The organism is Streptomyces sp. NPDC047706, from assembly GCF_043204795.1.
In the GTDB taxonomy this organism is placed as follows: Bacteria; Actinomycetota; Actinomycetes; order Streptomycetales; family Streptomycetaceae; genus Streptomyces.
Map to the genome: position 1 here is coordinate 124,117 of NZ_JBIDCW010000022.1, position 22,927 is coordinate 147,043.

The following is a 22,927-nucleotide window of genomic DNA, read 5'->3' on the forward strand; positions in this document are numbered from 1 at the left end:
GACCCGGCTGCGCATGCGGGCAGGGCGCCGGTCACTCCTCGGCGCAGGCCGGGTCGCCGGGGCTGGTGCGAACGCGAGCCAGCAGATCACGCAGGGTCGCGACCTCCTCGGGCGAGAGGTCGGCGAAGAGCCCGCGCTCCACCTCGGCCACGGCATCCTGAGCCTGCCCCAAGAGGGCGCGCCCCTCCTCCGTGATGGCGACGATGTGGCGCCGACGGTCGGAGGGGTCGCGCCGGCGCTCCACGAGCTGAGCGGACTCCAGTTCGTTCAGAATCCCGACCATGACGCTGGGGTCCACCTCGAGCGCCGTCGCCAGGGCCTGCTGGCTCATGAATCCGGTCCTGCCCACAAGCATCAGCACCGCACCCGGCCGGGCGGCCAGCCCACAGCCCTCGAAGGCATGGTGGACACGACTGTTCGCGATGGCGCCGTTCCTTGCCAGCAGGAATCCGAGCCGGTTCAGAGGATCACTCCCGGCCGCACCGGACACGGATTCGTTCACGCTCATGCCCCCACACTATCAAGGAGAGAACCATCACCATGGTTAAACCATTGAACTTCATAAATCATCTGTTAGGTTCAATATAAGCGCGATGGCCAGGAGCCGCAGACTCACCGGCCCCGACCACGGCCACCGCTTCGACCTCTGCGTTTCCCGGAGTTCCCATGCCCAAGACCACGATCTTCCTGACCACCGCACAGCTGCACCCGACAGGCGATGCCACCGGTGGCGGCCGCCACCGCGGCCGGCGCGCCCACGAACACCCCGTGCTCCTCGGGCTGCCCGGCAGCGGCAGGCACCGGCGCGTCCGGGAAGCCGAGCTGCCCGGCGGGAGTGACTGACGCGCGGGCCCGCTGAAGCGGGCCCGCCACACCGACACCTGCACCGCATCGGGTGGCGACAGGGTGCAGGGGCCGTACCCGCAGAGCGGCGCGGGCGGCCGTGGGCGGTGTCCGTACGCGCCCTGGGGAGCGCGCGCATGGACACCGCCCTGTCAGCTTCGCGCGCCGTGCCGTTCCCGCTCGAAGTCGCGGATCTCGTCGATGGTTCTGAGCGTGACCGCGTCCTGCGCGGCCCCGAGCTGCCGCGAGATCTGCGCGGCGGTCCGCGACATCGCGGCCACGACGAACGGCAGCCGGTCCGGGGACAGCCGCCCCCGGGGCGCGGACACGTGCACCGCGGCGCTCACAGCGCCGGACGCGTCGACGACGGGGGTGGCGACGCCGAGGATCCCTTCGACACTCTCACCGTCGCTCACGCTGTAGCCGCAGGCGCGGATGTTCTCGAACTCGCGGCGCAGACGGTCCCTGCGCACCAGCGTGTACGGGGTGGACTGCTCCAACTCGGGCGCGTGCAGGACACGTTGTTCGAGGTCCTCGTTGCGGGCGGCCATGAGCTTGCCGACGGCCGAACTGTGCAGCGGGCGCGGCCCGCCCAGCTTCATGACGACGGAGAGGGTCTGACCCGCCTCCTGGCGGTCCGCGTAGACGACGCTGCTGCCGCTCCGCACGGCCAGGTAGGTGTTCTCGTTGATCTCCTCACACAGCTCGGCCAGGTAGGGCCGGCTGACACGCCGGATGTCGACACTGTCCACGATCGACAGGGCGAGCACCACGGAGCGGGGACCGAGAGCGTACGTGCGCTGCCCGAGGAGCTTGACCGCGTCGATCTCGACCAGCGCCTGAAGAAGGTCGTGCGCGCTGCTCATGGGCAGCGCGAGGTCGTCACACAGGCGCTTGAGCGTGCAGCCCTCCTGGTGCTGGGCCAGGTACCCCAGGATCACCAGCGCCCGGTCGATACGGGCCGGGTTCATGGCGTGTCCCCTCTTTCGATGTCGAGGCAGTCAGCGTCGTCCATGCACTCCCGAAACACTATTCGGGTATACGAAGCGCCGGGAGCCATCACCGCCGCCGACGGTTCATAAAACGGGACCTCTTGACTGCACTTCTCTGTCGACCTAGCATCCCCGACTACGTAAATGCGAAGTCAACTTCGAAAACTCGAAGTGACGCAGTGGCCCCCGGCGGCGATACGGCAGCTGGATCCGCGACAGCTAGGAGATCCCTTTTGTCCGCAGAGCTTGTATCCATCGCCGCGCTGCTGGCGATCTTCGTGATCGGCACGGTCCGTGCGGTGAACCTCGGCGCCCTGGCCTTCGTCGCGGCATTCGCGGTCGGCGTCGGGATGCTGGGGATGGACGCGTCCGAGGTGCTCGCCGGCTTCCCGGCCGAACTGTTCGTCATCCTCGTCGGCGTCACGTACCTGTTCGCGATCGCCCGGAACAACGGCACCGTCGAATGGCTGGTCCAGGCCGCCGTCCGCGCGGTGGGCGGCAGGGTGGCGGCCATTCCCTGGGTCATGTTCGTGATCAGCGGCGTCCTCGTGGCGCTCGGCGCGGTCAGCCCCGCGGCCGTCGCGATCATCGCCCCCGTCGGGATGGTGTTCGCGGCCCGCTACGGGATCAATCCCCTGCTCATGGGCCTCATGGTGGTCCACGGCTCCGCGGCCGGGAACTTCTCCCCCCTCGGCGTCCTGGGCGTGGTCACCAGCGGAGTCGTCGAGCGCAGCGGTATCCCGGGCGACGCCACGGGCCTCTTCCTGAGCAACGTCGTCTTCAACGTGCTGCTGGGCCTCGGGGTCTTCTTCGCCTTCGGCGGCCGAAAGCTCCTGCGCGCGGGGCGCTCGGACCCCGACACGGACACCGCCCCCGGCGGCGCTCGCGGCGTTCCGAGGTCGCCCGAGCCCGGCGGACGGCCCGCTGGGACCGGCGTAGCGACGCGGCTTCCCGAGACCGGGGCCCCGCCGAAGACGGTGCCGCCGACGCCGGCGCTCGCCCTCGACCGGGACCGCGCCGTCACCCTGCTGAGCATGGTCGCCATGGTGGGCGGCGCCCTGGTGCTCGACCTCGACGTCGGTCTGATGGCCCTGACGGCGGCCGTCGTCCTCACCCTGCTCTCGCCCGCGCAGGCCAAGGACGCCGTCGGCCAGATCAGCTGGGGGATCGTGCTCCTGGTCTGCGGCATCGTCACCTACAGCGGCCTCATGCAGAGCGTCGGGACGGTCGACTACCTCGGTGACGCCATCTCGAAGCTGGACGCACCGCTTCTCGCCGCGTTGCTGATCTGCTACATCGCCGCCGTCGTCTCGGCCTTCGCGTCCACCACCGGCATCCTGGGCGCCCTGATCCCGCTGGCCGTTCCACTCCTGGCCACGGGTCAGGTGGGTGCGGTCGGACTGGTCGCCGCGCTGTCCATCTCCTCGTCCGTGGTCGACTCCAGCCCCTTCTCCACCAACGGCGCGATCGTCGTCGCCAACGCGCCCGAGGAGAAGCAGGCCGTCGTCTACCGGCACCTCATGAAGTGGGGCTTCGGCCTCGTCCTGGCCGCGCCCCTGGTGAGCTGGGCCGGCCTGACCGTTCTGGCGGATTGGTGAACATGACCGTGCACGACAGCCCCGGCCCGATCGCCCCGTACGCGAGCGCCGCACGCCCGCTCGACGGTGTCCGCGTCATCGACCTGACCACACGCCTCGGCGCGTACACCGGCCGCCTGTTCGCCGATCTCGGCGCCGACGTCGTCCGAGTCGAGCCTCCGGGCGGCCTGCCGGAGCGTGCGGTGCCCCCACTGACCGAGGACGGCACGAGCCTGACGTTCGCCTTCACCGAGGCCGGCAAACGCAGCGTCGTACTGGACCTCGCGGACCCCGGCCGGGCGAATCAACTGGAGCGACTGCTGGCCGGCGCGCAGGTCCTGCTCACCAGTGAGGGTCCGGCAGGACTGCGCGGGCGCGGGCTGCACCCGGACGACGTCACGCGCCGGCATCCCGGCCTGATCCATGTGTCCGTCAGCCCGTTCGGGCTCACCGGGCCCTGGGCGGACCGCCCGGCCTCGGACCTGACCCTGCTCGCGGCAGGCGGGCTGCTCGCCCTGGCCGGGGATCCGGACCTGCCGCCGGTGCGGGCCTGGGGCGAGCAGAGTTCGCTCATCGCCGGTGTGCACGCGGCCACCGCCGCACTGATCGCCCTGCTCGCGCTGGAGGACGGCGGCCACGGCCAGATCGTGGACGTGTCCGCCCAGGAGGCGGTGGCCCACTCGCTGGAGAACGCCGTCCAGTACGTCGACCTCGAAGGCATTGTCAGGACACGCGCCGGCGCCGGGCCCGCCGAGGCCGGAACCGGCCTGTTCGCCTGTGCCGACGGCTGGATCTACCTGGTGGGAGGCCTCGGCGGGCTCCCGCTGGCCTGGGACGCGCTGACCGAGTGGCTGCAGGCCGGGGGCCTGAAGGAGGCCGCGCGGCTGCGTGAACCCCGTTGGCAGCAGCGGGCCTGGCGCCGCAGCGCGAGCGGGGTGCGCACGTTCCGGACGCTCTTCGAGCGGTTCGCCGCGCCGCGCACCAAGCGGGAGCTCTACGAGGGCGGGCAGCGGCGTGGCATCAGCATCGCGCCGGTCGCCACCCCCGAGGACCTGCTGACCAGCCCTCAGCTCACCGAGCGCGCCTTCTTCCGGCAGGTCGCCGTCGGCGACGCCACCCTGCCCTTCCCCGGATCGCCGTACCGCTTCGGCGGCCTGGACGTCGCGCCGGGCGACGCCCCGGCACCCGGCGCCCACACGCGCGCGGTGCTGGACGCGCTCCCCGGCACCACCACCCCCACGCCCGCACGCCCCAAGGAGTAACCGCACCATGTCCTCCCGGCTCCCGCTCGACGGGATACGCGTCGCCGACTTCACCTGGGTCGGCGCGGGCCCGTTCCTGACCAAACCGCTCGCCGACCACGGCGCCGACGTGATCAAGATCGAGTCCCGTACACGCACCGACCCGATCCGCGGCATGGCCCCGTTCCGTGACGGCTCCCCCGGCACCGACCGCAGCGGCTACTTCGCCAACCGCAACACCAGCAAGCGGTCCGTCTGCCTGGACCTCAAGGACCCGCGCGGCAGGGACCTGGCCCTCGAACTCATCGCGCGCAGCGACGTCGTGGCGAACAACTTCACGCCCGGCACGATGGACCGGCTCGGCCTCGGTCACCAGGACGTCCTCGAAGTGCGGCCGGACATCGTCTACCTGGACATGCCGATGCAGGGCAACGCCGGACCGCACCGCGACTTCCGCGGCTACGGCCTGACCATCGCCGCGGCCGGCGGCCTGCTGGGGCTGACGGGTCACCCCGGCCGGCCTCCGGTGGGCACGGGCACCAACTACCCCGACCACGTGCCCAATCCGCTGCACGCGGCGGTCGCGGTCCTCGCCGCGCTGCGCCGCCGGCGCCGGACCGGCGAGGGGCAGTACATCGAGCTGGCCCAGCTGGAGTCCACGGTCAACGTGATCGGCCCCGCGCTGCTCGCGGCGGCCGCCGGGCTGCCCACCGGCCGGTCCGGGAACGCGGACGCGGTCGCGGCACCGCACGGCGTCTACCCCTGTGCCGGCGAGGACCGCTGGTGCGCCGTGAGCGTCTGCACCGACGGCCAGTGGACCGCGCTCGCCCGGACCCTGGGGAACCCCGCCTGGACATCGCGGCCGGATCTCGCGACCGCCGAGGGCCGCCGCGCCGCCCGCCAGGAGCTGGACGAGCTCATGGCGTCGCAAACCGCCTCCCGGCAGGCGGGCGCACTGGCGGACGCGCTCACCGCGGCAGGCGTCGCGGCCGCCGAGGTGAGCGACGCCGAACAGGTCCTCGCCGACCCGCAGTTGAACGCACGGGGCCACTGGTCCGTCCTGGACCACCCCGTCATGGGCCCCAGCGTCTACGACAACATCCCCTACCGGCTGTCCGCCACCCCGGGCGCACTGCGCGCACCGGCGCCCCTGCTCGGCGCCGACACCCGCGAAGTCTGCGTGGACCTGCTCGGCCTGGACCCCGGCACGTACGAACACCTCGCGAATGAAGGAGTGGTGGGCTGACCATGGCCATCGAGACCGAGCGCACGGACAGGACGCTGATCGTGCGCATCAACCGCCCGGAAGCGCTCAACGCGCTCGACGTGGACGCCATGCGCGCCCTCAACGAGGTGCTGCGCGACTTCCGCGACGACCCCAAGCTCGCCGTCGGCGTCATCACCGGCGCCGGAGACCGCGCCTTCTGCACCGGCGCCGACCTGAAGAAGACGCTCCCGCCGCGGAGTTCGTTCGCCGGCGCCTACTTCGCGCCGTACGAGCAGAGCGTCGAGGAGGGGCTGTACGTCCGTGCCCTCACGCTCAGCGAGCTCGGCATCGGCAAGCCGCTGATCGCCGCCGTCAACGGGCACGCCCTCGGCGGCGGCGCCGAGATCGCGCTGGAGTGCGACGTGCGGATCGCGGGTGAGAACGCCACCTTCGGCCTGCCGGAGGCCCGCGTCGCCAGCGTTCCCGCGGTGGGCGGCGTGACCAGGCTGCTGCGCGCGATCCCCCGCGCGGTGGCCATGAAGATGATCCTCACCGGCGACCGCATCGGCGCCCAGGAGGCCCATCGCGTCGGCCTCGTCAGCGATGTCGTGCCCACCGGGGACCTGTTGCCCACCGCGCTGGACATCGCCGACCGCATCGCGGCCAACGGCCCGTTGGCGGTCAAGAGCCTCAAGGCCCTCGCCGACCGCACGCAGGACCTGCCGCTGACCCAGTCGATCGCCGTCGAGCAACTGCTGTGGGGCGTGCTGCGGGACACCGACGACCGCGTGGAAGGCCGTACCGCCTTCGCCGAGCGGCGCCCGCCCGAGTTCCACGGCCGCTGATCCCCCCTGTCCACGTGAGGAGTTCGCATCCCATGTCGTCATCCCAGTCGCCACCGTCGGCCGGCCGCCAGGTCGGAGCCGAGTGGACCCGCCGGAACGCGCAGCGCACGACGCTGACCATCACCGTCTGCGAGAACTGCGCGGCCCGCTGGTTCCCGCCCCGCGAGGCGTGCGCCCGCTGCGCGTCGGCCGACGTGCAGAACGTGGAGAGCGAGCCGGAGGGCCGCGTCTACGCCTCCAGCGTCGTCAGAATCGCCCCGCACGGCTTCCAGGCCCCCTACGTCCTGGCGTACGTCGACATCAGCGGCGTACGTCTCCTCGCCCACAGCCCCGGGGCCTCGCAGGCGCTGGCACCGGACACCCCGGTGCGGCTGACCGTCGCGCCCATCGCCGGCACCGGCGAGTCCGCGCTCACCTCGTACGCCGTGACCCCGGTCGACGGCCGCGAAATCACCGGAGGTACCCGATGAGAGCCGTCCACGTCGCCGGCGCGGCCGTCCACCCGTTCGGCAAGCACCCCGGCCTGACCGCCGCCGACCTCGGCCAACGGGCCGTCCGGGAACTGCTCGGCCGTACCGGTGTCACACCGGACGCGGTCGACGCCGGCTTCGGCGGTTCGACGTACGGCGGCTCGCTGCTCGCGCAGCGCGTCCTGCAGCACGCCGGCGTGTCCGGCCCGCCGGTCTTCACCGTCGAGAACGCGTGCGCGAGCGGCGCCTCCGCGGTGCACCTGGGCTGGCAGGCAGTGGCGTCCGGGGCCGCCGACGTCGTGATCGCCTTCGGCGCCGAGAACCTCTCGTCGTTCGGCGGCGGCACGCTCCCGCTGACAACCAACGACATCGAGATCGAGCAGGGCATGGTCATGCCCGCCGCGTACGCCATGCGCGCCCAGCGGTATCTGCACGACTTCGGCGCCTCGGTGGGCGACCTGACCGCCGTGTCCGTCAAGAACCGCCGCAACGGCGCGCTCAATCCCCGCGCCCACTTCCGGCGCGAGGTCTCCGAGGCCGACGTCGCCGCCTCGCGGCCGGTTGCGGACCCGCTGCGCCTGCTGCACTGCTGCCCCAACAGCGACGGCGCCGCCGCGGTGCTGCTGTGCACCGCCGAGGCCGCCCGCGACCTGGGAACGCCGAGCGTGCGCATGCGCGCCAGCGTCGTACGGTCGGGCACCTTCCACACCGGGTACCGGGACATGACCTGGCCCGACATCACCGAGCGCACGGCCTGGGCCGCGTACGACCTGGCCGGGCTGTCGCCGGGCGACCTCGACGTGGTCGAACTGCACGACGCCTTCAGCATCGCCGAGCTCCTGCACTCCGAGGCCCTCGGCATCGCGGAGCGCGGCAAGGCCCACCAGGCCGTCAGGAACGGTGAGTTCGAACGGGGCGGACGCGTCGCCGTCAGCCCGAGCGGGGGCCTGATGTCCCGTGGCCACCCCGTCGGCGCCACCGGGGTCACCCAGATCTGCGAGGCCTACTGGCAGCTCACCGGCCAGGCCGGAGATCTCCAGGTGCCGGGCGCCTCCGTGGCACTCACCCATGTCACCGGCGGCGGCATCTTCGGCGTCGACAACGGCGCGTGCTCCGTCCACATCCTCACCTCCGACTGAGCCGACCGAGAGGCCTTCTCCTCATGTCCGACACCACCTCCCCTCGCCGCGCCCTGGTCCTGGACCCGGCCGGCACCGCCACCGCGCGCGCGATCGCCGCCCGGCTCAGGGCCGCCGGTCACGCCGTCGAGACCGCCGCGCGCGTCCCTGCCGAACCGGCAGGTCCCTACGACGTCGTCGTCCACGAGCCCGGACTGCTGGACGACGAGGTCTCCGGACGCCCGGCGGAGCAGCTCGTCACCGCACTCGACCTGCTGGGTCCGCGTCTGCGTCCCCGGGAGCACGGCGGCTGCCGTGTCGTCGTCGTGGCGAGCCGCGACGGGCTGGGCTGGCCGAGCCGGCCCGACCTGGCGGCCGAGAGCGGGGCGCTCATCTCCACGGCCCGCAGCCTGGCGCTGCGGCTGGGCCGCACCGGCACCACGGTGAACGTGATCGCCGCGCTGCCGCCCGAGGGCAGCCCGCTGCGTGACTCCGGCCGCCCCGAGAACACCCACCTGTACGAGCCCGAGGCGCTCACTCCGCATCCGGTGACCGCTCAGGACATCGCCGAGACCGCCGCGTTCCTCGTGGACGCCCGCAGCGGCTACGTCACCGGCCAGGTCCTGTACGTCTGCGGCGGTGCGAGCCTGCTGTCCAGCCTGTCCGTCTGAACCCGGAAAGCACGATGAACCAGAACGAAGGAACACCCATGGATCTCGGCGGACAGGTGGCCGTGGTCACCGGTGGCGGCAGCGGCATCGGGCTGGCGGTCGCCCGCGAGTTCGCCACCGCCGGAGCGAGCGTGGCCGTCGCGGACATCGACGCCGACCGGGCGGAGCGCGCCGCCCGGCAACTCCGGGAACTGGGCGCGAAAGCGGTCGGGCTGCCCGTGGACGTCGCCTCGCGCGAGACGGTGGCGCGGCTCTTCGCCGGCGTCGAGGAGCGGCTCGGCCCGGTGGACGTCCTCGTGAACAACGCGGGCATCAGCATCGACCACGGCGTCCGCAACATCACCGACGAGGAGTGGGCAAGGACCGTCGCCGTCAACCAGACCGGCGTCTTCCTGTGCAGCCAGGCGGCCGCCGCGTCCATGATCCCGCGCCGCACCGGGCGCATCGTCAACGTGGCGTCCCGGGCCTGGCTCGGCTGGTACGGCCAGCTGTCCTACGCCTCCTCCAAGGGCGGCGTCGTCTCGGCCACCCGGTCCCTCGCCATCGAGCTGGCGAAGTACGGCATCACCGTCAACTGCCTGGCCCCGGGCCTGATCGACACGCCGCTGCTGCGCCGCGAGCCCCCGGAGGTCATGGACCGGCTGCTGCTGGCCCAGCCCATGGGCACGCTGGGCGAACCGGCCGACGTGGCCTGGGCCGCGCGGTTCTTCGCCTCGCCCGCGAGCCGGTCGGTCACCGGCCAGGTGCTGTACGTCTGCGGCGGCAAGAGCCTGTACGCCCAGCCCGCCCGCGCCTGAGCGTCCCGGGGTGCGGGGACCCGCCGCCGGTGCACGGGTCCCCGCACCCGGCTCAGATCCAGCCGCGGCGGGCGGCGTGCCAGCCGAGCTGCATCCTGGTGGCGACGCCCGCGAGGCTCATCAGGCCCTGGATACGGCGCTGGACGGTACGGCGGCTGATGTTGAGCTGGCCGGCGATGGCATGGTCCGTGAGTCCGGCGACCATCAGCGACAGCAGGTGCCGGTCGTCCGCCGTGAGCGCGGTGGGGTCGGTCTGCGCGCCGGATCCGCCGAGCCGGCCCTCCGGGGTGACGTGCAGGGGCACGCCTATCTCCCAGTAGCGCTCGAAGAGCGCCACGAGCGCCGCCAGCAGGCTGCTGCCGCGGATGACGGCGGCCGTCACGTCGCGGGGGTCGCTCGCCGGGCCGGCCGGTGCCAGGGGGCAGATGGCCAGGCACCGGTCGGCGACGGCCATGCGCAGTGGGAGCGCGGGCACGGCGCGCGCCACCTCACCCGCCCGCACGGCCTTGACGACGTTGTCGACGGCGCCCGCGTCGTCGAAGAACGCCTGCTCGTACAGGACCCGGTAGGCGACCCCTCCGGCCATGGCCTCGAACTCGGCCTCGTTGGTACCCGACGGCATCGCGACGTACTGCGCCTTGCAGAACCAGAGCAGTTCACTGCGGGCGGTCGACTGGACCTGCTGCAGACGCTGGCGCAGCGCCCCGGCGCCGGTGACGATCTCGACGACCTCGCCCGCGTCACGGGCCCAGGCGTGGCGGCGGTAGGCCTCCATGAGCTCGGCGATGACGCTGCGGGCCTTGTCCAGGTCGCCGGCCCGGCGTTCGAGCCGCGGCAGCAGTGTGACATCGGGCGGGTTGGCGGCGAACCGCCCCGGCGCGCCTTCCACACCGCGGGCCAGGCCCTTCTCCTCCAGCGCCGCGAGGAGGCGCCGGGCGGTCCCGGCGTCCGTGCCCGTCGACGTGGCCACGTCCGACGCCGACGCCGTGACGGCGAGGACGAGGGCGCGGTACGCGTCGGTCTCGGCGTCCGTGAGTCCCACCGGCTCCAGCATGCTCCGCCCTTCCGCCCCTGGCCGGCCACCGTCCGGCACACCGGTCAGAGTAAGCCAGGCGTGCGCACGGCTGACCGGGGCCTATCCCCCGGTCAGCAGCGGGTTGGGCAACGGCCGGTAGCGGGCGTCGGCGCCGTCCGCGCCCGTCCAGCGCAGCAGCAGGTTGGTCTTCGCGGGGAGTGTCGGCGCGGTGAGCAGTGCGGCGACCTCGGGCAGGTCGTGCCGGGCCAGCTCGCGGCGGACGGCGGGCCAGGGGTCCACTCCCGCGTGCCGTTCGGCCAGTGCCCCGGCCACCTCGACCAGGTGGTTGACGACCAGGCAGTACACCAGCCGCTCCCACCCGGCCGCCCGCGACACCTCCGGCAGCAGCTTCACGCCCTCCGCGTCCCGGAACAGCGCCTGCACGGGGGCCCCGTCTGCGTCACAGGCGACCAGCGAGTTCTGCAGGTGGGCCTCGACGACGACGCCGTGGCGGGCAAAGGCCCCGAGGACCGGCGGCACCATCTGGCGCAGATACGCCTCCCACCAGCGCGCCGGGTCCGTCGCGCCGTCCAGCGGGCTGCCCGTGAAGCCTTCGGCCAGTCCCGCGGCCAGGAAGGGGGTCGCGCCGGGCAGGAGGTGACCGCGCAGCCCGTCACGGACCAGGACGGCGAGTTCCTCGAAGGCGAACCCGGCGGTGCGGTATCCCCGGTCCGTCAGCCAGGCCGCCGTAACCCCCGCGAAAGCCCGGCTCGTGGCGGCGTCGGTACGGCGCAGCCGGAGCAGGTCGTGCCGCCACAGCCGGCGTACGTCGTTGGTGATGCGCACGTCGAGGCTGAACTTGAGGAAGAGGTCGCGCTCCGGGGCGTACACCGTGCGGATCGCGGCCGTGGGCCAGACCGGAGAGGCGGTGGTGCCCAGCCGGATGAGCCGCCCGTCGGCGAAGGCGGGGGCGAGGTCGCGGGCGGTCAGGTCGAGCTGCCAGGGGTGGGCGGGCAGCAGCCGGTAGCCGGGCGGGGGCTCGCCGAGGGCGTCGAGCGCCGAGGTGTCCCCCTCCTCGACGACGGTGTCCTCACGCAGCCCGAGCAGGACGAGGGGGAAGCGGGCGTGCGCCTCGGGGGCGTAGGGGAGCCAGCCGGCGACCGGTCCGCCGCCGCGCGCCTTGGGGGCGGGGTGGTGGGGATGGCCGGTGACCAGGGACTGCTCGGAGAGCAGATAGGGGTCCTCGGGCGGGGTGGCACGCGCGCGTGCGGTGAGGATGGCGGCGACGGCGTCCCGGCTGTCGGACATCTCGGCGGGCAGCTCGTGGTTGGCCAGGCCGGTGTGGCGGCGCAGCTCCTCGGCGACGAGCTTGACGAGTTCGGTGTGGTCGAGGCGGTGCCAGCCGCGTGGCGTGTACACCTCGGGTGCGGTGGGCCGCCGGCCGCCGCGCACCCGCAGCAGCCGGTCACCGCCGGGCAGCCGGTGGACCCCTTCCCGGCCGGGCAGCGGCCGGGCCACCTCGCGCAGCAGACAGTTGAGCAGCGGCGCGGCCGCGTAGGCGTCGGCCAGATCGCCGACGTCGTCGGGTGCCGCGGCGTCGGCGCCGCCGGGTGGGGGGATGAGGTCCACGCGTTCCACTCGTTCCCTACGGTTCATTCGTGCGGAGACGATCAGTATCCCGGTCGTCATCCGCCGCCGTGACCGCCCAGGTCAGGCCGTCCTGGCCCGACCCGCCCCGAGGAGCCCGCCCGTGCACCGTCCCCCCACCGCCGAGGCCGGGGTCGCCGACGAACTGTCCGTCGTCCGCCCGGACCTCGCCGCGCGGTACGCGGCCGAACTGCCCGCCGCCCGGGCGGCCGTGCTGACGCGCCTGTGGCGTGCGCTCACCCATGAGCCGCTCCCCTGGATCGAGGGCCGTGTGCCGGGGCGTGACGGCGTCACCGTGCGGCTGCGCGACGGCCGCCGGCTGCACGGGCCCGAGCCGGACCCGTACGCGACCGCCGCGTACGTCACCGCCGTACGGCTGGACGGCGTGCCGTACGACCGTCCGGCACTGCTGATGACGGATCTCGCGGTACCGCACGGCGCGGAACTCGCCGTGGACCTCGACCACAGCGCCGCCTCCCTGGCCCTGTCAAGGGCGGCGCAGCCGACTCATCCTGAAGGGTGGCCCGAAAAGGACTGGGAGTGGGAGCAGCGGGTGGTGGACGGGCATCCGTACCACCCGAACTGCCGCTCCCGGCCGGGGTTCTCGGTGGCCGAGCAGCTCGCCCACGCCCCCGAGCACCGTCCCGTGGTGGGACTCGGTCTGGTCCCGGTCCCGGCGGAGGCGTGCCTGGTGACGGGGGCCTGGCCGGACGCGCTGCGCGACGGGCGGCGCGTGCTGATCCCGGTGCACCCCTGGCAGGCGGCCCACGTCCTGAAGCGGACGTGCGAGGAGCGGCTCACCGGGCACCCGCTGATGTCCTTGCGCACGCTCGCGTTGGACGACGCAGTGCATGTCAAGACGGCGCTCAGCGCGCGTCTGACGTCGTCGGTGCGGGACATCTCGGTGCCGTCGGTCGCCGCGTCCATGACTCTTTCGGCGTTCGCGGAGGAACTGGCGGCGCGCACGGACGGCCTGATGCACGTCACGCGCACGCTGGGCGCGGTCACGGACGGCTCCCCGGATCTGGCGGCCGTGCTGCGGGAGTCACCGGGGGAATACGGGGGTGCCGGTGAGCGTGTGCTGCCGGTGGCGGCGCTCGCGACCACGGGGCTCGGGCGGTCCGCGGCCTGGCTGGGCGAGTTCGCGCGGCTCGCCCTCGCCGTCGGGCTGCGGTTGCTGGACCTGGGTGTGGCGCTGGAGGCGCACGGCCAGAACCTGCTCGTCGTGCTGTCCGAAAGCGGCGTGCCGGTGCGGCTGGTCTACCGCGACCTGGCCGACATCCGGGTCAGCCCGGCCCGGCTGGCCCGGCACGGCATCCCGGTCCCGCAGCTGCCCGCCCGCATCCTCACGGACGACGTGACGGCGCTGCGGCGCAAGGTGTTCGGTTCGTTGGTGGGGGGCGCCCTGGCCGGTGCCGCCGGGTCGGGGCCGGCGCTGGCGGAGGCGCTCAGGACGGCCGTACGGGAGCATCCGCGTACGGCCGACCTCGCCGCGCTGTGCGAGGAGCCCCTGCCGGCGAAGGCGCTGACGCTGATGCGGCTGTCGCCGGGGCGGGTCGGCGATCTGTGGACGGAGCTGCCCAATCCGCTTCTTTGACCGGCTGTTGGGGAGCCGGACGGCCTGCCGTGCGGGCCCGACGATCTGCTGTTTTGGAGCCCGACACCTCTGATCAATAGGATCCGCCGATGATCACAAGACAACGGCTGGCGGCGGGGGCCTGCGCCCTGCTCGCCGCGCTGGCGGCCGGGATCGCGCTCCCGTCGACGGCGCTCGCCGACGAGACCACGGCCGCCGCGCCCAAGGTCGACCTCGTACTGGACGTCAGCGGTTCGATGCGGGCGCGGGACATCGACGGCCAGTCGCGGATGGCGGCGGCGAAGCAGGCGTTCAACGAGGTGCTGGACGCGACGCCCGAGGACGTGCAGCTCGGCATCCGCACCCTCGGCGCCAACTACCCCGGGGACGACCAGAAGACGGGCTGCAAGGACACCGCGCAGCTCTACCCGGTCGGCCCGCTGGACCGCACCGAGGCCAAGGCGGCGGTGGCCACGCTGACACCGACCGGCTGGACCCCGATCGGCCCGGCGCTGCTGAAGGCGGCCGGCGACCTCGACGGCGGCACCGGCTCCAAGCGGATCGTGCTGATCAGCGACGGCGAGGACACCTGCGCCCCGCTCGACCCGTGCGAGGTGGCCCGCGAGATCGCCGCCAAGGGCATCGGCCTGACCATCGACACGCTCGGCCTGGTGCCCAGCACCAGGATGCGGCAGCAGCTGAGCTGCATCGCCGAGGCGACCGGCGGCACCTACACCTCGGTGCGGCACACGGACGAACTCACCGACCGTGTCAATCAGTTGGTCGACCGGGCCGCCGACCCGGTGGTGACGCCGGTGGCCGTCGAGGGCGCGCAGCGGTGCGCTCAGGCGCCGACGGTGAAGTCGGGCCTTTACACGGACCGCGAGGAGTTCGGGCAGCAGCGCTGGTTCCGGGTGGACGTGCTGCCCGGCCAGGAACTGCGCGCCTCCGTGAGCGTGTCGGCGGACCGGGACGTGAATCCGTCCTACGGGGTGCTGCTGCGGGCGGTCACCGTCAAGGGCCGCGAGATCGTACGGGGCGAGGCGGCGGGCAACGGCCGCACGGATGTCATCTCGACTGGGCTGCGCTACCCGAAGCGCGACAGCGACGAGGACGAGCCCGCGGCGGAGAGCGTGTGCCTTCAGGTCACCCACTCCTTCTCGGCTGCGTCCGGCGTGAAGACCACGCCCGGGCTGCCGCTGGAGCTGACGATCGACGTCGTCGACGGGCCCTCGCCGTCGAGCGATGTGGCCGCCTTCGGCCTCGGGCGCGGCTGGTGGCTGCTCGGCGCCCTCGTCCTGACCGGTTTCGTCGCCGGTCTGCTGTGGGGCTGGCTCTCGCGCTGGCGGGTCGCGGTCTGGAGGAGCAACTGATGCGTAGCGTAAGGGCTTTGGGCGTCGCTCTGCTGGCGCTGGGCTGGGCCGTCGCTCCGGCCGCGGCCGACTCCCCGTCGGCCAGTCCGTCGGACGACGACGCGGCCGCCCCGACCGAGGCGGGCACGTCGTTCCGTACGGCGACCGAGTTCGACCCGGGACAGACGGCCACGGCGAACGGCTCCGCGGGCGACTACCTCTACTGGTCGTTCCCGGCGGACGCCGGCCGGCGGCCCACCGTCAGGGCGACGGTGAAGCTGCCCGACACCCACGCCGCCGAGACCTGGCAGATCGACGTGTACGACGGTCTGCGGCGCCGCCAGGCCTGCCAGTACGGGTCCCAGACGCGGACCGCCCCGGCGGACGCGGCCTCCGTGGAGCTGGCGTGCACGATGCGCACGGTCCGTGCCTGGTCGGAGCCGTGGGCCGACGACCCGCTGCCGGGCACGTACTACGTCCGTCTCACGGCGGTGGGTCTGCCGACGTCGGACCTGGGGCTGCCGGTGAGCACCGAGGTGCGGGTGGACGTCAAGGAGATCGGCGGCGCGGCGGCGGTGGACGGGGCGCTGGCCGAGCCGCTGGTGCCGGGAGCCGCCGTCACGTCGGAGAAGGACCAGGAGGATTCGGCCGTCCTGTCGAGCATCGAGCCGGAGGACGGCTGGGCCTCCGGCTGGTGGTCCGACCGCTGGGTGTGGACGGCGGTGGGCGGCGCGCTGGCCGCGCTGGCCGGAGTCGGGGGGTATGCGCTGACGCGGGGGTCGGGGCGACCGAGCCGACCCTGACGCCGTACCGGAAGGCCCGCCCAGTGCGGGCCTTCCGCCTTTCCGTCACGCCTCCCGCAACGCCTTGGCCACCGTGCCGTCACCGGTCACCGTGATCCGTCCGTCCCGGACCGCGTCGATCACGCTCACCTCGCCACGGCCGACCGCCGCACATGTGGCGGTGTCGAGAACCAGCACCGCGTCGGGTTCGCCCGGCGCGGGTCCGTCGCCGCACACGGGCCCCCCCTCCGCACCGACGTACAGGTGGAAGTCGCCTTCCTCCAGCCGCACTTCGACGAGCCCCTCGCCCTCCAGCGCCCGAAGCAGGGGCAGCGCGAACCAGTGGGCGCGGACCGCGTCCGTGGGCCGCCGCTCGCCGAGCCCGGCCTGCCCCCAGACGCCGAGCGCCTGGAGCACGGGCAGCAACTCCCGGCCACGCCGGGTGAGTTCGTAGACGTACGCCGCGCCGGGCGGCGGCAGCCGGCGCCTGGTCGTCAGCCCGTCGCGCTCCATGTCCTTCAGCCGGGACGCCAGTACGTCCGTGCTGACGCCCGGCAGATCCGCGTGCAGGTCCGTGTAGCGGCGCGGACCCGCGAGGAGTTCACGCACGATCAGCAGGGTCCAGCGGTCGCCGACGACATCGAGCGCGCGCGCGGCGGAGCAGTACTGGTCGTAACTTCGACGAGGTGGCATGCGACGCAGTCTAGACATGTCATTGGACTTTCCAAGCTCACACTTGGTAAAACCAAGCAACACCACAACCGGAGGGGCGCACCGCATGGAGTTCCGGCAGTCGAACAAGCTGAGCGAGGTCTGCTACGAGATCCGCGGCCCGGTGATCGAGCACGCCGACGCGCTGGAGGAGGCGGGTCACAGCGTGCTGCGCCTCAACACCGGCAACCCGGCGCTCTTCGGCTTCGAGGCGCCGGAGGAGATCCTCCAGGACATGATCCGGATGCTGCCGCAGGCGCACGGCTACACCGACTCGCGCGGCATCCTCTCCGCCCGCCGCGCGGTCGCCCAGCGCTACCAGACGCTCGGCCTGGAGGTCGGCGTCGACGACGTCTTCCTCGGCAACGGCGTCTCCGAGCTCGTGTCGATGGCCGTCCAGGCGCTGGTGGAGGACGGCGACGAGATCCTCATCCCCGCCCCCGACTTCCCGCTCTGGACGGCGGTGACCACCCTCGCCGGCGGCAAGGCGGTGCACTACCTCTGCGACGAGCAGGCCGAGTGGTACCCCGACCTGGACGACATGGCGTCGAAGATCACGGACCGCACGAAGGCCGTGGTCATCATCAACCCGAACAACCCCACCGGCGCGGTCTACCCGAAGGAGATCGTCGAGGGCGTCCTCGACCTGGCCCGCAGGCACGGCCTGATGGTGTTCGCCGACGAGATCTACGACCAGATCCTGTACGACGACGCCGTGCACCACTCGGCCGCCGCGCTCGCCCCGGACCTCGTGGTCCTCACCTTCTGCGGCCTGTCCAAGACGTACCGCGTGGCCGGCTTCCGCTCCGGCTGGCTGGTGGTGACCGGACCCAGGCAGCACGCGAAGGACTATCTGGAGGGCCTGACCATGCTGGCCTCCATGCGGCTGTGCTCCAACGCGCCCGCACAGTACGCCATCCAGGCGGCGCTCGGCGGTCGCCAGTCCATCCACGAGCTGACCTCGCCGGGCGGCCGGCTCCACGAGCAGCGCAGCGTGGCCTGGGAGAAGCTCAACGAGATCCCCGGCGTGTCGTGCGTGAAGCCGAAGGGCGCGCTGTACGCGTTCCCGCGCCTGGACCCCAAGGTGCACAAGATCCACGACGACGAGAAGTTCGTCCTGGACCTGCTGCTTCGGGAGAAGATCCAGGTGGTCCAGGGCACGGGCTTCAACTGGCCGACCCCCGACCACTTCCGGATCCTGACGTTGCCGCACGCGGATGATCTGGAGGCGGCCATCGGGCGGATCGGGCGGTTCCTCGGCGGGTACCGGCAGTAGCGGCGAACGGTCCCAGTCGGTCGGGGCGGGGGTCCGTGAGTTCGATGCGGAGCGTCGCGTCCTCGGGGTGGAGGGTGAGACGGAGACGGAAGTCGCGGCCCCTGACCCGGCCGTGCGCCGCCGCGTTCGTGGCGAGTTCGGCCACCAGCAGTGCCGCTGTGCGGTTGGCCTCCGTGTCGTACGGCCGGCCCCGGGTGTGGAGTTGCTCGGCGGCGAGGCGGCGGGCGAGGCGGGCGCCTCCAGGGGTGACCGAGAGGCGGAGGTGAAGTGGCGGGTGGGGGTGGTGGGCTGGGTGGGTCCCGGGGGGCCGTCGAGTGGGCAATATCGGCGTTCACGTCACTCAGCGTGGTCGGCCGTCTCTGCCCTGACCAATGACGACGGCGGTACTCAGCGTCACTGTCCGGTCGCTGTCCGGCCGTGTCCGGGCGGCATGGCATTACGCCGTGCACCGGTCGGGAGTTGAGGACGGGCGGCACGTGGAGGTGGAGCAGCATGGGTGTGACGGGGCAGGGGCCGCAGAACGGTGACGGCATGGAGCCGTACGGCACCGATGACGAGGAGTCGGCGGCGGTACTGCGCACGGTCGGCAGGGGATGCGGCGTCCGCCGTTCAGCGAGGAGGAGGTGGAGCGGCTGGTCACGGCGCGCCTGGCGCGGCAGGAACTCTTCGACCGGCAGCCCGCACCCGTCTTCAGTTTTGTCCAGGAAGAGGTGACGCTGCGCCGCCCGCTCGGGGGCAGAATGGTGATGCGGAAGCAGCTCGAACGCCTGTTGGAGGCCGGCACCCGACGGAACGTGGAGATCCAGGTGATGCCCACGGATCGTGAGGACCACGGCGGTCTGGCGGGGCCGTTTCAGCTGCTCCGGCTCAAGGAGGGAGACACCGTGGGGCACAACGAGGCTCACCTCATCAGTCGGCTGATCTCGCACCCCAAGGAGGTCCAGCTGGCCGAGATCCACTATGGCATCATCCGGGCCCAGGCCCTCACCCCCCGTGAGTCACTGGCCTTCATCGAGAAAGTGCTGGGAGAGACGTGATGAGCAACCCCTCGACGGGGAAAGGTTCCGCGCTGGAGTGGTTCAAGAGCAGCTACAGCACGAATGAAGGCCCGGAGTGCGTGGAGGTCGCCTTCGCCCCCGAGACCGTTCACGTACGGGACTCGAAGCGCGCGCAGGGCCCCCAGCTCGGCTTCGGGGCCCAGCAGTGGGCCGCCTTCGTCTCGTACGCCGCCGATCACTGACGTACGACATGCCGACGCCCCGCGTCCGGTTGCGTACCGGGCGCGGGGCGTTGACGTAGATCACCCGACACCGGCCGGCCGCACCGTGCCTTCCTCCCCCGCCGGTCCACGACGATGTCCCGTTTCCACGCCCGGTTTCCCGTGCCGTGCGGGCAGGTGCGGTCGTAGCAGCGCCAGTACCAGTTGCCTCGTTGACCGCGGCGGATCTCGATGTCGTCGCGGTGGCAGGAGGGACAGGTGGGCGGCCGGGAGAACTCGTCCGCGTGCTCTTGCCCGCCGGGAGCAGACCCGCCGGCGGGACGGCCGTCCCCGCAGCGCCGCCGGGGCGTCCCTCTGCGGGCAGCGCGGCAGGAGGGGCGTCCTGAAGGATGCGGAACCGGTCCCGCAGTGCCTCGATGAGGAAGGCGGGCGGCTGCTTGCGCACCCACAGGTGCGGGTCGGGTGGCTGCGCGAACTCGGCGACGCGCACGGTCAGCGCGGAGCCGCTCCGGGAGGCCTCCAGTACGGCGTGCCCTGCCGTGTCGCCCGACGGCTCGTGGGGTCCGGCCAGGCGCAGGGACTCCACCTGGTCGGCGGGCAAATCGTTCCCCGCGCGTCAATCGTGAACACGCCTGGCTCACCGGTGCAAACCGCTCGGCCCAGGCAGGTCCACGAGGCGTTGCGCCCCGATCCCCCTTCCAGCCCGAGCCACGTCCACCGCACTGGTGATCTCCTCACGCCGGCGCGCGCCCGCCCGTCCCCCTTGATCACGGCAGCCGGACCGACATACCTACCACGCATGACCGGCGCATATGCCATGACCGGCGTGAGCAGGCCACTGCACACGTCTCCGCCTGATGCGGCGGCGCGGGTATGTGTCATCGCAGGCGCCACCAGCGCCCGGCGCATAGCGTGTGCCGCATGGGTGACATCATGCTGGTGCGGCACGGCGAGACCGAGTGGTCGCGGTCCGGGCGGCACACCGGGCTGACGGACGTACCGCTGACAGAGCACGGCCGGGAGGAGGCGCGCGGGCTGGTGCCGCTGATCCGGTCGCACCGGATCGGGGCCTGCTTCGTCAGCCCGCTGCAGCGGGCGCGGGAGACGGCCGAGCTGGTCGGGCTGCACGGCGCGGTGCGGGTGGACGCGGATCTGGTGGAGTGGGACTACGGGGGATACGAGGGGATCACCACCGTCGACATTCAGCAGGAACGGCCGGACTGGTTCCTGTTCAGGGACGGGGTGGTCCCGGGGCCGCCGGAGCATCCCGGGGAGAGCGCGGAGCAGGTCGGGGCGCGCGCCGACCGGATGCTGAGCAAGGTGGACGCCGCCCTCGCCAACACCGAGGGCGTGGTGGTGCTGGTGTCCCACGGGCACTTCCTGCGGGTGCTCACCGCCCGGCGGCTGGGGCTGCCGCCGGCGGACGGCGCGCTGTTCCAGCTGGCGACGGGGACGGTGTGCCGGCTGGGCACCGAGCACGGGCGGCCGGTGATCGCGGCGTGGAATGTCAGACCCGGGTCGTAGCCTTCGAAGCGGTGGGGACTTCGAGTTCCAGGTGCAGTGGGAGCGGCGACGACCGTGAAGAGCAGCACGCCCGTGAGCGGGTCCGTCCGCAGCTTCAGGCCGCCGGGACTCGGCTGATCGAGGACAGTGACACGCTTCTGCAGACCGCCGAGCCACTCAGCGAGCTCGACGGCCCGGACGGCGTGCCCATGAGCGCCGAAGCACATGCCGTAGTACGTCGAGGAAGGGATGTGCAGTTCCCGCAGTACGCACTCGACCCCCAGCTGAGGGTGCTCGTCGAGGAGCCCCGTCACTTGGGCCGGGTCGGGTCGAGTTGCGCCGCGAAAAGAGCCGAGGCCGTCCGCAGAACTTCGTTCGCCCGCTTGAGCTGGGCGTTCTCCTTGCGCAGCGCGGCGAGCTCGGCGCGTTCGTCGGTGGTCAGCCGGTCGTCACGCTCGCCCGGCATCGACCTCGGCCTGGCGGATCCAGCCGCGCAGGGCCTCGGGATGCACGCCGAGGTCGACCGCGAGCTTCTTGATCTGCGGCTTCGGATCGGAGGTCCGGTACATCCGCACCGCACGCTCACGCAACTCCAGCGAGTACTTCCTGAGGGCAGCCATGGTCGAGGTTCCTCTCATGAGAACCATCTGCCCCTCTGTCACCATCCTCCGCATCTCGGGGGAACCTCAGGCCAAGAAGCCTTGGCATGGATGACTGAAGGAACTGATCAGCCGCAAAGCCTCGCCGAAGCCGCTAGCTAGCGCTTTGCAGACACCCGTCGAGCCCGGCATGTAGCGCATAATGTCTCACAGGAACTTTCTCACTCCGACCGACAACCCGGGCCTGCTGCGATTTCTGCGGAGATGGTACGGCACCCCGAAATCACCCGATGTAAAATTGAGAGAATCAGCTGAAGCACCCAGGGAGCTTGTCGAGTGGCATGTGGAGGAGACCTTCCAAACCGAGAAGGGGCTGGCCGGACTGGACGAGCACCAGGTCCGCCGCTACCCCTCCCGGGCCCGCTGGGTCACCCTCGCCATGCTGGCCCACGCCTTCCTCGCCGTCGCCCGCGCCGACGAACACGCACACCGCTCCACACCGGACGACCTGATCCCACTGTCCTGCAACGAGATCTGCCGCCTGTTCATCACGCTCGTCGTCCAGCCCGCCCGCGACGCGGCCCACCGGCTTGCCTGGTCCGACTGGCGCCGTCGCCACCAGGCACGATCACGCACCAGCCACTACCGGCGACAAGCCGCATCCCAGACATGAAAATCACGATCTACAGCTGGAGTACTAGGCCGCCGAATTGCGCGGAACCCGGGCACGACCATGGAATCGGCCAACGGCGACGGCGACGAACCGCCGCCCCTTTCCGCCCTCGTCCGCTGACGTTGCCGTCAACTACTGCCGTCAAACGCCACGCGGCCCTCCCGAAAGCTCGGGAGGGCCGCGTGGCAATGGCTACGCGAATTCCGCCAACCATTCCCAGTCGCCGGGCCGGGACCGCAACCGGCTGAATCCCTGTTCGAGACAGTCACTCAGGCTGGAAGATTCAGCGCGAATGAATCCCTGCTCGCCCAGTCCTGGCCCCGACATCACCAGAGTCCAGGGCTCGCCACCTTCCGCCATCCTCTCGTCGTCCACCTTGAGGATCATGGTGACGCCTGAGCGGCCCAGCCTTTCCATGAGCTGCTCAATATCCATCCCTTGTACTCCCATCAGTAACCCCTCAAGGCTGCCGAGATGTCGCTGACGTCGTGCAGCTGACCTTTACCAACTCTGTCGATGACGCTTCGAAGGTCGGCAGAGGCTGGGCCACTCGTGACCCGGTTCCGACGCATCAGCTCTTCCACGACAGCTTGGGCCGTGCGCTTGTTTCCATTGTTCAACATGTGGCTACCGGCAATATCGCGAATTACGACGGCCGACTTGTCCCAGAAGCTGTTGTAGCGGCTGGCGTTAGCCATGGTGTTAGCCGGTGAACCACTGAGCCTTTCCCAGTAATGGATCATGACGGTGTGTGATCGTCAGATGGTGCGGTCGTATTCGAGTTGGAGCAGGACGAGGGCTGCGGCGGCGATC

At 71.9% G+C, this 22,927-nt stretch carries 24 protein-coding genes and 2 pseudogenes; 17 read left to right on the forward strand and 9 right to left on the reverse strand.

Annotated features, from left to right (window positions below; all coding sequences use genetic code 11):
* Positions 1-31: 31 nt before the first annotated feature.
* The gene (locus ACGF8A_RS24985) at positions 32-508 is read right to left on the reverse strand and encodes a MarR family winged helix-turn-helix transcriptional regulator (protein WP_393111780.1); all 477 of its coding nucleotides are present in this window, start codon (positions 506-508) and stop codon (positions 32-34) included.
* 158 nt (positions 509-666) lie between these two features.
* Between ACGF8A_RS24985 and ACGF8A_RS24990 the strand changes: the two genes are divergently transcribed.
* Entirely contained in the window at positions 667-843 is a 177-nt protein-coding gene (locus ACGF8A_RS24990) for a hypothetical protein (protein ID WP_393111782.1), read from the forward strand.
* A 152-nt stretch (positions 844-995) separates the two neighbouring features.
* On the opposite strand, the gene ACGF8A_RS24995 is transcribed toward ACGF8A_RS24990, so the two are convergent.
* A complete protein-coding gene (locus tag ACGF8A_RS24995) occupies positions 996-1,814 on the reverse strand; it encodes an IclR family transcriptional regulator (protein ID WP_393111784.1) in 819 nt (272 codons plus the stop codon).
* A gap of 254 nt (positions 1,815-2,068) precedes the next feature.
* Here ACGF8A_RS24995 and ACGF8A_RS25000 point away from each other — a divergent pair, with 254 nt between their 5' ends.
* The 8 genes from ACGF8A_RS25000 to ACGF8A_RS25035 are packed head-to-tail and all read left to right on the forward strand — an operon-like array spanning position 2,069 to position 9,761.
* Positions 2,069-3,433, forward strand: coding sequence for an SLC13 family permease (locus ACGF8A_RS25000; RefSeq protein WP_393111786.1), 1,365 nt, complete (start codon positions 2,069-2,071; stop codon positions 3,431-3,433).
* A gap of 2 nt (positions 3,434-3,435) precedes the next feature.
* Positions 3,436-4,674, forward strand: coding sequence for a CoA transferase (locus tag ACGF8A_RS25005; protein WP_393111788.1), 1,239 nt, complete (start codon positions 3,436-3,438; stop codon positions 4,672-4,674).
* Positions 4,675-4,681: 7 nt separating this feature from the next.
* Positions 4,682-5,899 (forward strand): CaiB/BaiF CoA transferase family protein, encoded by a 1,218-nt coding sequence (locus ACGF8A_RS25010; RefSeq protein ID WP_393111790.1) that lies wholly within the window; start codon positions 4,682-4,684, stop codon positions 5,897-5,899.
* A 2-nt stretch (positions 5,900-5,901) separates the two neighbouring features.
* Positions 5,902-6,705 carry an enoyl-CoA hydratase/isomerase family protein gene (locus ACGF8A_RS25015; protein WP_393111792.1) on the forward strand — a complete coding sequence of 268 codons (804 nt, stop codon included), beginning with the start codon at positions 5,902-5,904 and terminating at the stop codon, positions 6,703-6,705.
* A 32-nt stretch (positions 6,706-6,737) separates the two neighbouring features.
* On the forward strand, positions 6,738-7,175 hold the full coding sequence (locus tag ACGF8A_RS25020) for a Zn-ribbon domain-containing OB-fold protein (protein WP_393111794.1): 438 nt from the start codon (positions 6,738-6,740) through the stop codon (positions 7,173-7,175).
* Positions 7,172-8,314: a thiolase family protein gene (locus ACGF8A_RS25025; RefSeq protein WP_393111796.1), complete on the forward strand. Its 1,143-nt coding sequence runs from the start codon at positions 7,172-7,174 to the stop codon at positions 8,312-8,314. Before ACGF8A_RS25020 ends, ACGF8A_RS25025 begins: the two co-directional genes overlap by 4 nt.
* A gap of 23 nt (positions 8,315-8,337) precedes the next feature.
* The gene (locus ACGF8A_RS25030) at positions 8,338-8,964 is read left to right on the forward strand and encodes an SDR family oxidoreductase (RefSeq protein WP_393111798.1); all 627 of its coding nucleotides are present in this window, start codon (positions 8,338-8,340) and stop codon (positions 8,962-8,964) included.
* 38 nt (positions 8,965-9,002) lie between these two features.
* On the forward strand, positions 9,003-9,761 hold the full coding sequence (locus ACGF8A_RS25035) for an SDR family NAD(P)-dependent oxidoreductase (protein WP_393111800.1): 759 nt from the start codon (positions 9,003-9,005) through the stop codon (positions 9,759-9,761).
* A 52-nt stretch (positions 9,762-9,813) separates the two neighbouring features.
* On the opposite strand, the gene ACGF8A_RS25040 is transcribed toward ACGF8A_RS25035, so the two are convergent.
* Together ACGF8A_RS25040 and ACGF8A_RS25045 are read right to left on the reverse strand one after the other, a co-directional pair.
* Positions 9,814-10,815, reverse strand: a complete 1,002-nt coding sequence (locus ACGF8A_RS25040; protein WP_393111802.1) for a helix-turn-helix domain-containing protein — start codon at positions 10,813-10,815, stop codon at positions 9,814-9,816.
* 81 nt (positions 10,816-10,896) lie between these two features.
* On the reverse strand, positions 10,897-12,414 hold the full coding sequence (locus ACGF8A_RS25045; RefSeq protein ID WP_393111804.1) for an IucA/IucC family protein: 1,518 nt from the start codon (positions 12,412-12,414) through the stop codon (positions 10,897-10,899).
* Positions 12,415-12,526: 112 nt separating this feature from the next.
* On the opposite strand from ACGF8A_RS25045, the gene ACGF8A_RS25050 reads away from it, so the two are divergent.
* The 3 genes from ACGF8A_RS25050 (at position 12,527) to ACGF8A_RS25060 (ending at position 16,154) form a co-directional block, all read left to right on the forward strand.
* Positions 12,527-14,020: an IucA/IucC family protein gene (locus ACGF8A_RS25050; protein WP_393111806.1), complete on the forward strand. Its 1,494-nt coding sequence runs from the start codon at positions 12,527-12,529 to the stop codon at positions 14,018-14,020.
* 89 nt (positions 14,021-14,109) lie between these two features.
* Positions 14,110-15,372 (forward strand): VWA domain-containing protein, encoded by a 1,263-nt coding sequence (locus ACGF8A_RS25055; RefSeq protein ID WP_393111808.1) that lies wholly within the window; start codon positions 14,110-14,112, stop codon positions 15,370-15,372.
* Positions 15,372-16,154 carry a hypothetical protein gene (locus tag ACGF8A_RS25060; RefSeq protein ID WP_393111810.1) on the forward strand — a complete coding sequence of 261 codons (783 nt, stop codon included), beginning with the start codon at positions 15,372-15,374 and terminating at the stop codon, positions 16,152-16,154. Before ACGF8A_RS25055 ends, ACGF8A_RS25060 begins: the two co-directional genes overlap by 1 nt.
* Before the next feature lie 45 nt (positions 16,155-16,199).
* Here the strand turns inward: ACGF8A_RS25060 and ACGF8A_RS25065 are convergent, their stop codons facing one another.
* The gene (locus ACGF8A_RS25065) at positions 16,200-16,826 is read right to left on the reverse strand and encodes a winged helix-turn-helix transcriptional regulator (RefSeq protein ID WP_393111812.1); all 627 of its coding nucleotides are present in this window, start codon (positions 16,824-16,826) and stop codon (positions 16,200-16,202) included.
* 85 nt (positions 16,827-16,911) lie between these two features.
* Here ACGF8A_RS25065 and ACGF8A_RS25070 point away from each other — a divergent pair, with 85 nt between their 5' ends.
* The 4 genes and pseudogenes from ACGF8A_RS25070 to ACGF8A_RS25085 all read left to right on the forward strand — a co-directional run bounded on the left by ACGF8A_RS25070 (position 16,912) and on the right by ACGF8A_RS25085 (position 20,863).
* Positions 16,912-18,120, forward strand: coding sequence for a pyridoxal phosphate-dependent aminotransferase (locus ACGF8A_RS25070; RefSeq protein ID WP_393111814.1), 1,209 nt, complete (start codon positions 16,912-16,914; stop codon positions 18,118-18,120).
* A 593-nt stretch (positions 18,121-18,713) separates the two neighbouring features.
* Positions 18,714-19,157, forward strand: a pseudogene (locus ACGF8A_RS25075) (DUF5753 domain-containing protein); the annotation flags it as partial.
* Positions 19,157-19,360, forward strand: a complete 204-nt coding sequence (locus tag ACGF8A_RS25080) for a DUF397 domain-containing protein (RefSeq protein WP_393111816.1) — start codon at positions 19,157-19,159, stop codon at positions 19,358-19,360. The pseudogene ACGF8A_RS25075 and the gene ACGF8A_RS25080, both read left to right, overlap by 1 nt.
* Before the next feature lie 900 nt (positions 19,361-20,260).
* Positions 20,261-20,863, forward strand: a complete 603-nt coding sequence (locus tag ACGF8A_RS25085) for a histidine phosphatase family protein (protein ID WP_393111818.1) — start codon at positions 20,261-20,263, stop codon at positions 20,861-20,863.
* Positions 20,864-21,152: 289 nt separating this feature from the next.
* Here ACGF8A_RS25085 and ACGF8A_RS25090 read toward each other — a convergent pair whose 3' ends face one another.
* The gene (locus ACGF8A_RS25090; RefSeq protein WP_393111820.1) at positions 21,153-21,308 is read right to left on the reverse strand and encodes a hypothetical protein; all 156 of its coding nucleotides are present in this window, start codon (positions 21,306-21,308) and stop codon (positions 21,153-21,155) included.
* Positions 21,292-21,462 (reverse strand): transposase, encoded by a 171-nt coding sequence (locus ACGF8A_RS25095; RefSeq protein ID WP_393111822.1) that lies wholly within the window; start codon positions 21,460-21,462, stop codon positions 21,292-21,294. The genes ACGF8A_RS25090 and ACGF8A_RS25095 overlap by 17 nt, the downstream gene beginning before the upstream one ends.
* Before the next feature lie 316 nt (positions 21,463-21,778).
* Between ACGF8A_RS25095 and ACGF8A_RS25100 the strand changes: the two are divergent.
* Positions 21,779-22,114, forward strand: a pseudogene (locus ACGF8A_RS25100) (IS701 family transposase); the annotation flags it as partial.
* Positions 22,115-22,306: 192 nt separating this feature from the next.
* Here ACGF8A_RS25100 and ACGF8A_RS25105 read toward each other — a convergent pair.
* Together ACGF8A_RS25105 and ACGF8A_RS25110 are read right to left on the reverse strand one after the other, a co-directional pair.
* Positions 22,307-22,549, reverse strand: coding sequence for a hypothetical protein (locus ACGF8A_RS25105; RefSeq protein WP_244291822.1), 243 nt, complete (start codon positions 22,547-22,549; stop codon positions 22,307-22,309).
* A 14-nt stretch (positions 22,550-22,563) separates the two neighbouring features.
* On the reverse strand, positions 22,564-22,812 hold the full coding sequence (locus ACGF8A_RS25110) for a hypothetical protein (protein WP_393111824.1): 249 nt from the start codon (positions 22,810-22,812) through the stop codon (positions 22,564-22,566).
* Between the last annotated feature and the right edge of the window lie 115 nt (positions 22,813-22,927).

Bases quoted from the DNA above. Each gene is read 5' to 3' on its own strand.
- ACGF8A_RS24985 (WP_393111780.1), bottom strand. From the start codon at position 508: ATGAGCGTGAACGAATCCGTGTCCGGTGCGGCCGGGAGTGATCCTCTG.
- ACGF8A_RS25030 (WP_393111798.1), top strand. From the start codon at position 8,338: ATGTCCGACACCACCTCCCCTCGCCGCGCCCTGGTCCTGGACCCGGCC.
- ACGF8A_RS25085 (WP_393111818.1), top strand. From the start codon at position 20,261: ATGGGTGACATCATGCTGGTGCGGCACGGCGAGACCGAGTGGTCGCGG.
- ACGF8A_RS24990 (WP_393111782.1), top strand. From the start codon at position 667: ATGCCCAAGACCACGATCTTCCTGACCACCGCACAGCTGCACCCGACA.
- ACGF8A_RS25095 (WP_393111822.1), bottom strand. From the start codon at position 21,462: ATGGCTGCCCTCAGGAAGTACTCGCTGGAGTTGCGTGAGCGTGCGGTG.
- ACGF8A_RS25025 (WP_393111796.1), top strand. From the start codon at position 7,172: ATGAGAGCCGTCCACGTCGCCGGCGCGGCCGTCCACCCGTTCGGCAAG.
- ACGF8A_RS25020 (WP_393111794.1), top strand. From the start codon at position 6,738: ATGTCGTCATCCCAGTCGCCACCGTCGGCCGGCCGCCAGGTCGGAGCC.
- ACGF8A_RS25035 (WP_393111800.1), top strand. From the start codon at position 9,003: ATGGATCTCGGCGGACAGGTGGCCGTGGTCACCGGTGGCGGCAGCGGC.
- ACGF8A_RS25055 (WP_393111808.1), top strand. From the start codon at position 14,110: ATGATCACAAGACAACGGCTGGCGGCGGGGGCCTGCGCCCTGCTCGCC.
- ACGF8A_RS25015 (WP_393111792.1), top strand. From the start codon at position 5,902: ATGGCCATCGAGACCGAGCGCACGGACAGGACGCTGATCGTGCGCATC.
- ACGF8A_RS25070 (WP_393111814.1), top strand. From the start codon at position 16,912: ATGGAGTTCCGGCAGTCGAACAAGCTGAGCGAGGTCTGCTACGAGATC.
- ACGF8A_RS24995 (WP_393111784.1), bottom strand. From the start codon at position 1,814: ATGAACCCGGCCCGTATCGACCGGGCGCTGGTGATCCTGGGGTACCTG.
- ACGF8A_RS25060 (WP_393111810.1), top strand. From the start codon at position 15,372: ATGCGTAGCGTAAGGGCTTTGGGCGTCGCTCTGCTGGCGCTGGGCTGG.
- ACGF8A_RS25005 (WP_393111788.1), top strand. From the start codon at position 3,436: ATGACCGTGCACGACAGCCCCGGCCCGATCGCCCCGTACGCGAGCGCC.
- ACGF8A_RS25065 (WP_393111812.1), bottom strand. From the start codon at position 16,826: ATGCCACCTCGTCGAAGTTACGACCAGTACTGCTCCGCCGCGCGCGCG.
- ACGF8A_RS25040 (WP_393111802.1), bottom strand. From the start codon at position 10,815: ATGCTGGAGCCGGTGGGACTCACGGACGCCGAGACCGACGCGTACCGC.
- ACGF8A_RS25105 (WP_244291822.1), bottom strand. From the start codon at position 22,549: ATGGATATTGAGCAGCTCATGGAAAGGCTGGGCCGCTCAGGCGTCACC.
- ACGF8A_RS25080 (WP_393111816.1), top strand. From the start codon at position 19,157: ATGAGCAACCCCTCGACGGGGAAAGGTTCCGCGCTGGAGTGGTTCAAG.
- ACGF8A_RS25090 (WP_393111820.1), bottom strand. From the start codon at position 21,308: ATGCCGGGCGAGCGTGACGACCGGCTGACCACCGACGAACGCGCCGAG.
- ACGF8A_RS25110 (WP_393111824.1), bottom strand. From the start codon at position 22,812: ATGGCTAACGCCAGCCGCTACAACAGCTTCTGGGACAAGTCGGCCGTC.
- ACGF8A_RS25010 (WP_393111790.1), top strand. From the start codon at position 4,682: ATGTCCTCCCGGCTCCCGCTCGACGGGATACGCGTCGCCGACTTCACC.